The sequence below is a fragment of the Corynebacterium freiburgense genome, from assembly GCF_030408815.1.
In the GTDB taxonomy this organism is placed as follows: domain Bacteria; phylum Actinomycetota; class Actinomycetes; order Mycobacteriales; family Mycobacteriaceae; genus Corynebacterium; species Corynebacterium freiburgense.
In genome coordinates this window covers 1,665,356-1,677,349 of the sequence record NZ_CP047355.1, presented here as the reverse complement: position 1 = coordinate 1,677,349, position 11,994 = coordinate 1,665,356, and the positions used below count along the sequence as shown (strand labels likewise).

Here is an 11,994-nt window from a genome sequence, read left to right as displayed (position 1 = left end):
CACTCTCGTGCGCGATACTGGGATTGAACCAGTGACCTCTTCCGTGTCAGGGAAGCGCTCTCCCGCTGAGCTAAACGCGCTAGCGTTTTGAGGTGGAAACGGGAATCGAACCCGTGTGCACGGTTTTGCAGACCGTTGCCTCACCACTCGGCCATTCCACCGCGGCGATACCGCCTCAGGTACCAAAATAGTACCAGAGCGGATGACGAGACTCGAACTCGCGACCCTCACCTTGGCAAGGTGATGCGCTACCAACTGCGCTACATCCGCTTTGCGCCACTTCAAGCTACAACTTTGTTCTTGTGGTGCGAGAACAAACATTAGCCGCCAGCGCCGAAAATGCCAAATGCCCAGTTCAGCGCGCGAAGGCTTCGAGGTTTTGTGATGGAAAGCGCAATGTGGCCAGTAAACGCCTATGAAGGGGACGTCGAAAAGGGGTAGCGGTGGTTGGGAAGATTGGACCGGAAATTCCAGCTGTGTTAGGTTTTGTCCTGTACAAAGGTCCCATAGCTCAGTGGGAGAGCGTTCCGTTCACACCGGAAAGGTCGCTGGTTCAATCCCAGTTGGGACCACAACAAAAACTCAAAGCCACAATCAAAAAACAACTTGGTTGGGGCTTTATTCTTTTTGTAAATCTACTACCATTGATTGTGCACTATTCCTTTGTGGTGGTGCTTTGTTTTAAATTTCCCGGAACTTTTTTAACGCAACGTCCGACTAATACATGTTGTCGATGTGAAGAAGTCATTGACTCCCATCTACTGATGCAATGAAGAGAGGATTTTGTGGGTTACAGAAGGATTGTGGCAATACTATTAGCAATTTTTATGCTCGGGGTTACCCCTATTGCCGCTGCACATGACGTAGTTATTTCCTCTGACCCTGCTGATGGATCCACCATTAGTGAATTCCCAAGAAAAATCACACTAGAATTTTCGGGAATTCCAAAAGATTCGTTTAATACCGTCGCCGTGAGTAATTCGAAAACCTCCGAAGTGCTATTTCGAACAAATCCGGAATTGCAAGATCAATTTGTAGCAGTAGACGTTCCAGACGAAATTCAACCTGGGACGGGAGATTATTTAGTTGGCTTCCAAATTACTTCTTCTGACGGCCACGCAACACGCGGGAAAATAGAATTTTCCGTAAGTGGCCCAGAGAAAGATACCGCAAAAGATATACCTGCAACATCGGCAACAAATGAAGCTGCTGAACCCGAAAACACTGGTCAATCAAGCATGGCTGGTTGGTATGTTGGCGGTGCAGTGCTTGTAGTTTTGGCGGTTTTCGCGGCGTTTGTATTCGTTCAACGAAAGTGAGTTTTTTATGAGTGCTCGTCCAATTTCACGCGTAGGTTTCACCATTATTGCAGCAGCCGCGCTGACACTGGCAGGCTGCAGTAATGCCGCGGACGATCAAGCAGCAAAGGTTTCATCAGCTGCAAGCTCCGCAATGGAATCCGCGTCGTCTGATGCATCTGCAGCAATGAGCGATGCAAAAGTACAGCTTATGGATGGGTTTGTAAAAGCCAAGCCAGCGGACAAAGCAATGACGGCTGTCTTCGGTACGATCACCAATAATAGCGATAAAGAAATCACCATTGAGTCATTTACAACCTCACTGGAAAATGTGGGTAAGTATGAAATCCACGAAACCGTCGATGGCAAAATGCGGATGAAAGAAAAGGGTATTGCTATTCCCGCAGGCGGCACCTTTGAACTGAAGCCAGGTGGTGACCACTTAATGATTATGGATATTGCAACCCCGATTGAAGCTGGCGATACCATCGATCTCACGCTAAAAACAGCCGATGGTCAGAGCATTGAAATTACCGACCTTCCGGTGCGTACGATCGGTTCTGGTGAAGAAGATTATTCCCAGGATGGCGGTGTTGAAGGTAATACCGGTATGTCCCCGCAGGAAACCCCAACAGATGGCCATGACCATAACCACGAGCATGGTGATGGTCACGGGCAAAACCATTAATCACCTATATGAATTAAGGACTTTGTCTTCCCATGGATCAGCATGATCTGTCCAAAGCAACGTTTAGCCGCCGAGGATTTCTTACAGGACTATCTACCGCAGCTGCAGGCGGCGTTATTGCTGCGGCATCGTCTGCTGCTCAAGCACACGCAAATTCAACCGAGCCGAATGCGGATTCCAGCCCGTTTTTACGGGAACAAAAGCATGTGTTTTATGGCGCGCACCAGGCCGGTATTTCCACACCTGGGCAAGCTCACTTAAACCTTATTGCGTTTACAATACGGAATGGGGTGGATGCCAAAGGCGTGCAACGGCTGCTACGGCTTTGGACTGAAGATGCTGCCCGGCTTACGCAAGGAAAAACTCCACTGGGAGACTTAGAACCCGAAATGGTGGTCACACCGGCAAACCTCACGATTACGTGTGGTTTTGGTGCAAGGTTTTTTGATCTTATTGGCAAGTCTGACCGGCGCCCAAGTTGGTTGGGGCCACTACCAAAATTTAAGCGAGACGCGTTGCAAAAGGAATGGGGGGAGGCAGATATGGTGTTGCAAATATGTAGCGATGATCCGCTAACCCTATCCCATGCGACCCGGCATATGATCCGTGCTGGCATTGATTACGTAAGCACGCGCTGGTTCCAGCAGGGCTTTTTGCACGCTAATGGTGGTTTGGAGCAAGGCGAAACACCACGAAACCTTTTTGGTTTAAAAGACGGCACAATAAATCCAGCCTCCGAGTCTGAATATGACGATATTGTGTGGATTGATAGTGGACCGAAGTGGGCCAAGGGTGGCAGTTGCATGGTGGTACGTCGCATCACCATGAATCTTGATACGTGGGAGATTTTGGACCGGCAATCCCGTGAGATTGCTTTTGGGCGCACCCTCGATACCGGTGCTCCGCTTTCTGGCGGTGATGAATTTACCCAGGCAGACTTTGAAAAATCTGATCACCTTGGCTTGCCAATGATCGATCCTCTAAGTCATATGGCGCGTTCGGCCCCACCGGAGGATAAGCCAAATCAAAAACTTCGTCGGCGTGCATATAACTATGATCTTGCCCCAGAAATGGGATCAGAGACCACATCGAATGCTGGTTTGGTATTTATTTGTTTCCAGAAGGATCCTTTAGAACAATTTGTGCCTATTCAAGAGCGGCTTGATGAAGCAGATCGGCTAAACCAGTGGATTTCTCATATTGGTTCGGCGGTGTTTTTCTGTCCCCCTGGGGTAGGCAAAGGTCACGACGAATATTGGGGTGCCGGAATATTCGAAGCGTAACCATCCGGGGTAGTATGACCGTCAGGCAATTCGGTTGACTACCCTTTTTCTTTTTGTGGGGGTTAGTTCAATAATTTTTTGATCGAGTTGCATGATCAAATGCGGGGGCGGCCAGGTATGCCGCCTCCCGCCTGAGCGCAGAAGGAGCGCGAATAGTGTGTAATTGTGACAATCAAAGCGGTGGCGCTTTTCTAGTACCAGCGGGAACTCCCGTTGGCACAGCAATGCGGGACTTGGAGCTGCCAAATAAGGGGCCGGAGGCTATTGTTTGTGTCCGGGATCCGCAAGGTGAGCTTAAAGACTTAAGCTTTGTGCCTACGGTAGATATGGAGTTCACTCCAGTTGCTGCTAATACAGAAGACGGTCGCGGGGTGATTCGTCACTCAACTACACACGTTTTGGCTCAAGCGGTACAGGCTGAATTTCCTGGCACCAAGCTTGGGATTGGCCCAGCCATTGAAAATGGTTTCTACTATGATTTTGATGTTGCGGAGCCTTTTACTCCGGAAGATTTAAAGCGCATTGAAAAGCGCATGAAAAAGATTATTAAGTCCGGGCAGAAGTTCGAGCGCCGCGTATACGAGTCTGTCGACGCCGCGCGCGCCGCGCTTAGTGAGGAACCTTATAAGCTTGAGCTTATCGAGGATAAAGGCAATGTAAGCCCAGATTCTGAGGAAGCAACCGAGGTTGGCGCAGGTGAACTCACCGGCTACTACAATGTAAATCCGCGCACGGGAGACATTGAGTGGTATGACTTGTGTCGAGGGCCGCACGTACCAACTACCCGCTATATCCCAGCGTTTGCTTTAACTCGTTCCTCGGCCGCATATTGGCGTGGTGACCAGGCAAATGCTGGTTTGCAGCGCATCTACGGCACGGCATGGGAATCAAAAGAAGCTCTGGAAACCTACCAGACCATGCTTGCGGAGGCTGAGCGTCGTGACCATAGGCGTCTGGGCGCTGAATTGGACCTGTTTAGTTTCCCTGATGAAATCGGTTCCGGTTTTCCGGTGTTCCACCCAGACGGCGGTATTGTGCGTTTGGAAATGGAAGAACATTCTCGACGCCGCCATATTGCTGCGGGCTATTCATTTGTAAATACCCCACACATTACTAAGGGTGATCTTTTCCAAAAATCGGGTCACCTGGATTTCTATGCGGATGGCATGTTTCCACCAATGCAACTGGATGGGGAAACCGATGCAGACGGCAATGTGACCAAGCAGGCGCAGGATTATTATGCAAAGCCTATGAACTGTCCGATGCACAATTTGATCTTTGCGTCCCGGGGGCGTTCCTACCGAGAATTGCCGCTGCGTATGTTCGAGTTTGGCACAGTGTACCGCTATGAAAAATCCGGAGTGATTCACGGTCTTACCCGCGCTCGTGGTTTTACCCAGGATGATGCGCATATCTATTGCACGGAAGACCAGCTAGAAGAAGAACTGACCAGTGTTCTAGATTTTATTATTTCCCTGCTCCGGGACTATGGTCTTGATGATTTCTACCTTGAGCTTTCCACAAAGGATCCAAAGAAGTTTGTGGGTAGTGATGAGATCTGGGAACGCTCCACCAATATTCTGCAGCGAGTCGCGGATGCTTCCGGTTTGGAGCTTGTGCCTGATCCAGGTGGCGCGGCTTTTTATGGTCCGAAGATTTCTGTGCAAGCCCGCGACGCTATTGGGCGTACTTGGCAAATGTCAACAGTGCAGCTCGACTTTAATTTGCCGGAACGTTTCAATCTGGAATACACCGCTTCTGATGGTTCCAAGAAACGTCCGATTATGATTCACCGCGCACTTTTCGGTTCGATTGAGCGATTCTTTGGTGTGCTTTTAGAGCACTATGCTGGCGCATTTCCAGCCTGGCTGGCGCCACATCAAGTGGTTGGTATTCCGGTGGCGGATAGCTTTGTTCCTCACCTTGAAAATGTGTGTGGTGAACTTCGTGCCCGCGGTTTGCGGGCTGAGGTTGATACTTCCGATGATCGCATGCAGAAGAAGATTCGCAACCACACCACAAGCAAAGTTCCATTTATGCTTCTTGCGGGTGCCCGTGATGTTGAAGCTGGGGCTGTGAGTTTCAGATTCCTTGATGGTTCCCAGATCAATGGTGTTCCGGTCGCGGAAGCTATTGACCTTATCGAATCTTGGGTACGGCAGCGGCGTAATGATCAGCCAAGCGAGGAAACTTTTGCAACAAAACAGTGATTTTGTAGATCAAGGTTTGGGAACTCCCGATAGGCTTGAGCGGCTATGGGCTCCATACCGTATGCATTACATTGCTAAAGGCGTGGAGAAAGAAGAGGGCATTGAGCGTGATCCTTTTCTAGAGGTTCCCAAAATGAGTGACCACGATGGGTTGATCGTGGCGCGGGGCGAATTAGTTTACTGTGTGCTGAATCTTTTTCCATACAATGCGGGCCATATGCTTGTGGTGCCGTTTCGTAAGGTAGCCGATTTTGAAGATCTGAGCTGTGATGAAATGGCTGAGCTTATGGCTTTTGGTCAAAGTGCGATTCGGGCATTAAAACACGTTTCGCAACCGCACGCCATTAATCTTGGTTTTAATCTTGGTCGTTCTTCTGGCGGTTCAGTGGGGGATCACCTGCATATGCATGTGGTTCCCCGCTGGAACGGTGATTCTAATTTCATGACCATTATCGATGGTGTGAAGGTGTTGCCCCAGGTGCTTAAAGATACTCGGTCACTTCTTGCCCAAGCTTGGAGTGAATTGGAAGATGCTCCAGGAACAGTTACTTTGTAGGCTATTTACTGTTGTTGATGGCAGGTAGGTAGCTGGGGAGTAGGAAGGTAGCAATGCTCAGTGTGCACGGCCGTCGACCAGCGGCTGTTGTTGTCGAACCTATAGCAAAAATGCTGCTCTCGCTAGGTGTAGGGCCGAATGTAGTCACGGTGGTTTCTGCCGTTATTACTATCGGGCTTGCCGTGTGCCTGATTCCTTCCGGCCATCTATTTCTTGCGGCGGTACTTTCAGGAGTATTTGCTGCAATGGATCTTATCGATGGCACTATGGCGCGAATGCGCGGCGGTGGCACAAAATTCGGGGCGACTCTCGACGCCACTTGCGATCGCATTACTGATGGCGCACTGTTTGCAGCTATTACATGGTGGTTAATTTTCAGCTATCACGCGCCAACCCCGACGATTATTGCGTCATTTGTTGTACTGGTCGCTTCGCAAGTAATTTCCTATGTCAAGGCACGTGGTGAGGCCAGTGGTTTCACTATGATTGGCGGTCTTATTGAACGCCCCGAGCGATTAATTCTAGGCCTTGGTGGTATCGGTCTTACCGGTCTTGGTGTGCCATATGCAATTGATATTGCACTATGGATCCTCGCTTTTGGTTCGGTATTTACTATTGCTCAGCGGCTTATTCAAGCTAGCCGTTCGCCTTATGCACAAGCATTGGCGGATCCGCCAGTAGGCTGCAAGGAGACGTTATCGTAATGGGTAACCTGAGTGCTTTCGGATATTTTGCCGGTTGGCGGTTTGTGCGGATCTTGCCTGAATCTTGGGCGATCAGGCTCTTCGATTTTGGGGCGGATTACGTATCAGATCAAGGTCGTGGGCTAGATAACTTACGCAATAATCTTATTCGGGTTGTGGGTGCAGAGAATGTGACGCGAGCACTTGTTCGTAAAGCAATGAGATCCTATGCCCGATATTGGCGGGAAGCATTTCGGCTTTCATCGATGGTATCTCCGGAATTACTTGCGGAGCTTCGGGCTTCAGTGACGGGGCGAGAACACATTGAAAAAGCTTTAGAATCTGGTCGAGGAGTTATCCTAGTGCTTCCGCATTCCGGGAACTGGGATATGGCTGGGCTTTGGTTGGCCAGTGATTTTGGCACGTTTACTACCGTGGCGGAGCGGCTTCGCCCCGAATCATTATTTCAAGCTTTTGTTCAGTTTCGGGAATCGTTAGGTTTTCGGGTTTTACCAGATCGCGGTGATGAAATACGCCCATATGAGCAATTGGCTTTGGTATTACGCGATGGAGGAATCGTTGCCCTTCTGGGGGAACGCGATATTCGTGGAACGGGCATCCCAGTTGAGTTTTTTTCCGAATCCACAACCATGCCTGCCGGGCCTGCTGCACTAGCATTGGAGACGGGGGCGTCGTTACACGTTGCTCATTGTTTTTTTACACCTCAAGGCTGGGGATTTACTATTTCACCGGAAGTTTGCGGTGACCGAGTCGAAGATTTAGTGCAGCGCATAGCGTGGCGTTTCGAAGAGGGAATTTCGGCGCACCCTGAGGATTGGCATGTGCTTCAACCAATTTGGAGGAGTACATGAAAATTGGCATGATTTGCCCCTACTCCTTTGATGAACCTGGCGGAGTTCAAGCACATATACTTGACCTGGCTGAGCATTTTATTGCCCAAGGGCATAGCGTACAGGTTTTAGGTCCATGCGGACCGAATACTGATGTGCCCGATTTCGTGGTTCGTGGTGGCAGGTCAATTCCAATCCCATATAACGGATCTATTGCCCGGATTGCGTTTGGCCCTAGGGTACGGCGAAAAATCAAAGACTTTATTGTTGCTGGTGATTTCGATGTATTGCATATCCATGAACCGAATTCACCAAGTTTTTCTATGTCGGCTTTGCGACTAGCTGAGGGGCCTATTGTCGCCACTTATCATGCCTCGAGTAATCGTTCCTGGGCGCTAAAAATGAGCACTATTGTGCTTCGGCCATGGCTGGAGAAAATCCGGGGAGGAATCGCGGTTTCGGAAATGGCGCGCCGCTGGCAGGTGGAACAGCTTGGCGGAGATCCAGTGCTCATTCCAAATGGCGTTGATACTGCACGTTTTCGCACTCGACATAACGTAGAAAACCGCGTTCCAGAAATTGTATTTTTAGGCCGCATAGATGAACCTCGAAAAGGTCTTTCAGTGCTTTTACGTGCTTTGGATTCCCTTGATACGGAATATAGGTGCACGGTCATCGGTGGGGGTGTGCCGAAATCACATCCGAACGTGGATTTTGTGGGAAAGGTTTCTGATAAGGAAAAAGCAGAAATTTTACAGCGTGCGGATATCTATGTAGCGCCAAATCTTGGTGGTGAAAGTTTCGGGATTGTTCTTGTAGAAGCCATGGCTGCTGGATGCGCGGTTGTGGCCAGCGATTTAGAAGCGTTCCTCGCTGTCGCTGAAGGGGCGGCCGTATTTTTCCCGACGGGAGATAGTGAAGCGTTGGCCATACAATTGCGGGATTTGATTGCACATCCAGATCGCCGCAAAGAGCTATCTCAAGCCGGAAAGCAATTGGCGCAAAAGTTTGATTGGGATAGTGTGGCACATGATGTAATGCGGGTCTATGAAACGGTCAGCGGAGGGAAGGTGCGCCTTTGTTCTGGCTTTGGCTCGTCTTAGTAGCTGTAGTAACACTCGTTATTGCTTGGGCGTTTCATACCGCACAGCGATTAAATCGATTGCATATACGTACCGATAATGCGCGACAATCTTTGCAGGCTGCGCTGGATCGACGGGCAGCATTGGTAGGCGCGCTTAAACCAGAGGCGGCGTCGATAAGTGCTGCTGCGGAAGCGGTGCCGCTGCTGCCTGAACAATTCGAACAGCGTGCCGCTTATGAACTTGAAGTTTCAAAAGTAATTTCAGACTGGGGTGGGGAGCCGCCTGCGGCTGTCGTTGATGCTGCGGCTCGGGTACAGCTTGCACATAGGTTTTATAATGACGCCGTGGCCGATACGCGTGCCCTAAGAGTTCGCCCTCTTGTTCGACTATTTTGTTTGGGTGGTACTGCGCGTCTGCCGGAGTTCTTCGAATTTCCCACGCCATAATTGAATAATTTTTCGATCAAATACTTGGGGGCTGCTTCTCGTGATTGACGTACCCGGTTTATCATGGTTGAGAGTTACATAGGCGTCTATAAAGAAACTGAGGAACACTGTGAGTAACGACACCCCTATTGTTGGTTCTGCACGCGTTAAGCGCGGCTTGGCTGAAATGCTCAAAGGTGGCGTCATTATGGACGTCGTCACCCCTGAGCAGGCAAAAATTGCTGAGGATGCTGGTGCCACCGCAGTCATGGCCCTGGAACGCGTCCCCGCTGACATCCGCGCACAGGGTGGTGTCTCCCGCATGTCCGACCCTGACATGATCGAAGGGATCATTAACGCCGTATCTATCCCCGTCATGGCAAAAGCTCGCATTGGTCACTTTGTCGAGGCACAGGTGTTGCAATCCCTCGGCGTAGACTTTATTGACGAATCAGAGGTACTCACCCCAGCCGACTACCGCAACCACATCGACAAATTTGCTTTCGACGTCCCATTCGTCTGCGGTGCCACTAACCTAGGCGAAGCCCTACGCCGCATCAACGAAGGTGCCGCCATGATTCGCTCCAAAGGCGAAGCCGGAACCGGTGATGTATCCAACGCCATCACCCACATGCGCGCCATCCGCAGCGAAATCAACAAACTCAAATCCATGGCAGAAGATGAACTCTATGTCGCCGCCAAAGAAATGCAAGCCCCATACGAACTCGTGCGCGAAGTAGCACAATCCGGCAAACTGCCCGTAGTGCTTTTCACCGCTGGCGGCATCGCAACCCCCGCAGACGCCGCCATGATGATGCAACTAGGCGCCGAAGGTGTATTCGTAGGCTCCGGCATTTTCAAGTCTGGTAATCCTGCGCAGCGCGCAAAGGCTATTGTTCAGGCAACACAAAATTTTGACGACCCTGCGACAATCGCTCAAGTTTCTCGTGGCCTTGGGGAAGCCATGGTAGGCATCAACGTTGATGAAATCCCAGTACCACACCGCCTCGCCGAACGCGGCTGGTAAACCACTTTTGCATTCAGGAGCGCTACCGTGCAATGTCGGCGCTCCTTTTTGATGCCATCAACACTTAATGAAACCAAGACCAACTATTTGGAAGCTTATTCAGCTGCTGGGGAATGTGTGTAGGCTGCATTCTTTGTGTTCCCCTGGAAGCTAGTAGAAGCGAGGTCTGCCATGTATTTCGTTGAGGTATGAAAACAAGCAAACACAAGTACAGGGCTCGCACTGCTGACGCTAGCATAGTAACCAGTGAAAATATTCAAGTACTGACGCTTTTAGTTGAATCCTTAAGGTTACAAGCATCACTGTCCACCTAGTTTGGGGCTTTATGACAGTATCAAAATTACGATGATCTACCTGAAAGAATTATCGAGCAGCTTAGCTTTTTATCACGAAGATTGTGTGAATTATCCACCTAATAATTGTTCGCCGCTACCGCTACGAAGGCTTTTAAATTATTTTAGTGATGGAACTAATAATTGTAAGCATGCTTCCTTTTTCGAGCTATGCTCAAAAATTTATTAAATCTATTGAAGCTCGATATTGTTGGGATTTGCAAAAACTTTACAATTTAGATCTCAATAGTGCAATCGCTGTCCATGGTAATTTTAGTATGGGTAACATTTATTTAAATGGAAAAAGCTCGCGGTAATTCCGGCAGATCCAGAAATTGGCATTAGTTATCCAGAAATGGATATTGGATGGTTGTTGGGTGAACTGCTTGAACTTCGTATTTTAGAGATTATTGATCAAGAGAAATTTATCGCATTTGTTTTTGCTTTTATCGATGTGTACGCCGATAATTCACATTTTCAACTAGATATTGATCGGATAGAGTGTTTCGCGGTATTAAGAGCGATTCTACATTGTTTTGATTACTTCGTTACATTTGGTGATCTTTTTCTGTGTTATCTTTGATGGGAATGCTTGATAACTTCCCACTTAATTTTATTAATTGGAGGAATAATGGTTCAGAATAATATTGTTGATGATAAACCTTTGTTGAATTGTGATGATGTCGGGATGTCTTTTGGGGAGAAGGTTGCACTTGATGGAGTTTCATTCTCGGTGAAGCCGGGTGAAAAAATTGCGTTGCTGGGGCCTAACGGTGCAGGTAAATCAACGCTTATTGAAACACTTTGTGGATTGTGGATGCCAACTACTGGAGCAGTAAGTTTTATGGGGCAAGGCCGACAAGTGATCCACACCATTTGAAGGAACGGGTGGGGTTGTCCGCAAATTGTGGACGGTTGGTTAAGCGGTTTTGGGGTAATTGGGTCTGACTTGGTGGGATCTCTGATGATGGAATTTTCGAAGGTCACGGGTGTTTGCATTCCGAGTGAGGAGTGTATGCGGCGCTGGTTGTAGACTACTTCGATCCATTGTGCGACAGCCTTGTGTGCTTGATTGCGTGTGGGCCACTTCTTTCGATCATAGAATTCGGTCTTCAACGTTGACCAGAATGGCTCTGACATGGCGTTATCGAAGCAGACGCTAGTACGCCCCACGGATTGGGCAATCCCCAGATCCTGACAGACTCGCCATATCTGGTCACTGGTGTACTGCGTTCCACGATCAGCGTGGAATACCAGCCCCTTAGGAACCTCACCGCGTAACGTGTACGCCATCCGTAGTGCTCGTTCTACCAGGTTGGTGGACTGGGTATCATCCATTGCCCAACCAATCACACGGCGGGAATGACCATCACGCACCGCACACAGGTATAGCCAACATTCACCGGTACGAACGCACGCGGCGAGATCCCCTCAATGCCCATAGCCCTCATATGTTTAATGCTGAAAATTTGCCTTCTCCTGCTGCATTAGTTGGAACTTTTCCTCTCTCGTTGCCTCTCAGCGAAGAAGGCTGTGGCTTTTGACAAGAACTCGTT

General features: G+C 49.2%; 11 protein-coding genes, 4 tRNA genes and 1 pseudogene. 12 read left to right on the top strand and 4 right to left on the bottom strand.

Features of this window, described 5'->3' with window-relative positions; genetic code table 11:
- Window positions 1-8: 8 nt before the first annotated feature.
- The 3 genes from CFREI_RS07570 to CFREI_RS07560 all read right to left on the bottom strand — a co-directional run bounded on the left by CFREI_RS07570 (window position 9) and on the right by CFREI_RS07560 (window position 270).
- Window positions 9-80, bottom strand: a tRNA-Val gene (locus CFREI_RS07570).
- A 10-nt stretch (window positions 81-90) separates the two neighbouring features.
- Window positions 91-161 (bottom strand) — tRNA-Cys (locus tag CFREI_RS07565).
- A gap of 36 nt (window positions 162-197) precedes the next feature.
- Window positions 198-270 (bottom strand) — tRNA-Gly (locus tag CFREI_RS07560).
- 230 nt (window positions 271-500) lie between these two features.
- Here CFREI_RS07560 and CFREI_RS07555 point away from each other — a divergent pair.
- The 12 genes from CFREI_RS07555 (at window position 501) to CFREI_RS07500 (ending at window position 11,318) form a co-directional block, all read left to right on the top strand.
- Window positions 501-572, top strand: a tRNA-Val gene (locus CFREI_RS07555).
- 231 nt (window positions 573-803) lie between these two features.
- A complete protein-coding gene (locus tag CFREI_RS07550; protein ID WP_240483185.1) occupies window positions 804-1,319 on the top strand; it encodes a copper resistance CopC family protein in 516 nt (171 codons plus the stop codon).
- Between the two features lie 7 nt (window positions 1,320-1,326).
- Window positions 1,327-1,986 (top strand): copper chaperone PCu(A)C, encoded by a 660-nt coding sequence (locus tag CFREI_RS07545; protein WP_035111454.1) that lies wholly within the window; start codon window positions 1,327-1,329, stop codon window positions 1,984-1,986.
- 32 nt (window positions 1,987-2,018) lie between these two features.
- On the top strand, window positions 2,019-3,269 hold the full coding sequence (locus CFREI_RS07540; RefSeq protein ID WP_027012194.1) for a Dyp-type peroxidase: 1,251 nt from the start codon (window positions 2,019-2,021) through the stop codon (window positions 3,267-3,269).
- A 224-nt stretch (window positions 3,270-3,493) separates the two neighbouring features.
- A complete protein-coding gene (thrS, locus tag CFREI_RS07535; RefSeq protein ID WP_084170709.1) occupies window positions 3,494-5,479 on the top strand; it encodes a threonine--tRNA ligase in 1,986 nt (661 codons plus the stop codon).
- Window positions 5,439-6,035 (top strand): ATP adenylyltransferase, encoded by a 597-nt coding sequence (locus CFREI_RS07530; RefSeq protein WP_051255840.1) that lies wholly within the window; start codon window positions 5,439-5,441, stop codon window positions 6,033-6,035. The genes thrS and CFREI_RS07530 overlap by 41 nt, the downstream gene beginning before the upstream one ends.
- 53 nt (window positions 6,036-6,088) lie before the next feature.
- Window positions 6,089-6,739 (top strand): phosphatidylinositol phosphate synthase, encoded by a 651-nt coding sequence (pgsA, locus tag CFREI_RS07525; protein WP_027012197.1) that lies wholly within the window; start codon window positions 6,089-6,091, stop codon window positions 6,737-6,739.
- Entirely contained in the window at window positions 6,739-7,590 is an 852-nt protein-coding gene (locus CFREI_RS07520) for a phosphatidylinositol mannoside acyltransferase (RefSeq protein ID WP_051255841.1), read from the top strand. Before pgsA ends, CFREI_RS07520 begins: the two co-directional genes overlap by 1 nt.
- Window positions 7,587-8,672: a glycosyltransferase family 4 protein gene (locus tag CFREI_RS07515; RefSeq protein ID WP_027012199.1), complete on the top strand. Its 1,086-nt coding sequence runs from the start codon at window positions 7,587-7,589 to the stop codon at window positions 8,670-8,672. Before CFREI_RS07520 ends, CFREI_RS07515 begins: the two co-directional genes overlap by 4 nt.
- Window positions 8,648-9,100, top strand: a complete 453-nt coding sequence (locus tag CFREI_RS07510; RefSeq protein WP_027012200.1) for a hypothetical protein — start codon at window positions 8,648-8,650, stop codon at window positions 9,098-9,100. Before CFREI_RS07515 ends, CFREI_RS07510 begins: the two co-directional genes overlap by 25 nt.
- A gap of 166 nt (window positions 9,101-9,266) precedes the next feature.
- Window positions 9,267-10,106, top strand: a complete 840-nt coding sequence (gene pdxS / locus CFREI_RS07505; RefSeq protein WP_240483198.1) for a pyridoxal 5'-phosphate synthase lyase subunit PdxS — start codon at window positions 9,267-9,269, stop codon at window positions 10,104-10,106.
- A 963-nt stretch (window positions 10,107-11,069) separates the two neighbouring features.
- Window positions 11,070-11,318 (top strand): ATP-binding cassette domain-containing protein, encoded by a 249-nt coding sequence (locus CFREI_RS07500; RefSeq protein ID WP_027012203.1) that lies wholly within the window; start codon window positions 11,070-11,072, stop codon window positions 11,316-11,318.
- A gap of 86 nt (window positions 11,319-11,404) precedes the next feature.
- Here the strand turns inward: CFREI_RS07500 and CFREI_RS13430 are convergent.
- Window positions 11,405-11,851, bottom strand: a pseudogene (locus CFREI_RS13430) (IS3 family transposase); the annotation flags it as partial.
- Window positions 11,852-11,994: the final 143 nt, after the last annotated feature.

What these genes read in the sequence shown, in the direction of transcription:
- CFREI_RS07520 (WP_051255841.1), top strand. Translation starts at nt 6,739, where the DNA reads ATGGGTAACCTGAGTGCTTTCGGATATTTTGCCGGTTGGCGGTTTGTG.
- CFREI_RS07530 (WP_051255840.1), top strand. Translation starts at nt 5,439, where the DNA reads ATGATCAGCCAAGCGAGGAAACTTTTGCAACAAAACAGTGATTTTGTA.
- CFREI_RS07540 (WP_027012194.1), top strand. Translation starts at nt 2,019, where the DNA reads ATGGATCAGCATGATCTGTCCAAAGCAACGTTTAGCCGCCGAGGATTT.
- pdxS (WP_240483198.1), top strand. Translation starts at nt 9,267, where the DNA reads ATGCTCAAAGGTGGCGTCATTATGGACGTCGTCACCCCTGAGCAGGCA.
- pgsA (WP_027012197.1), top strand. Translation starts at nt 6,089, where the DNA reads ATGCTCAGTGTGCACGGCCGTCGACCAGCGGCTGTTGTTGTCGAACCT.
- CFREI_RS07515 (WP_027012199.1), top strand. Translation starts at nt 7,587, where the DNA reads ATGAAAATTGGCATGATTTGCCCCTACTCCTTTGATGAACCTGGCGGA.
- thrS (WP_084170709.1), top strand. Translation starts at nt 3,494, where the DNA reads ATGCGGGACTTGGAGCTGCCAAATAAGGGGCCGGAGGCTATTGTTTGT.
- CFREI_RS07500 (WP_027012203.1), top strand. Translation starts at nt 11,070, where the DNA reads ATGGTTCAGAATAATATTGTTGATGATAAACCTTTGTTGAATTGTGAT.
- CFREI_RS07545 (WP_035111454.1), top strand. Translation starts at nt 1,327, where the DNA reads ATGAGTGCTCGTCCAATTTCACGCGTAGGTTTCACCATTATTGCAGCA.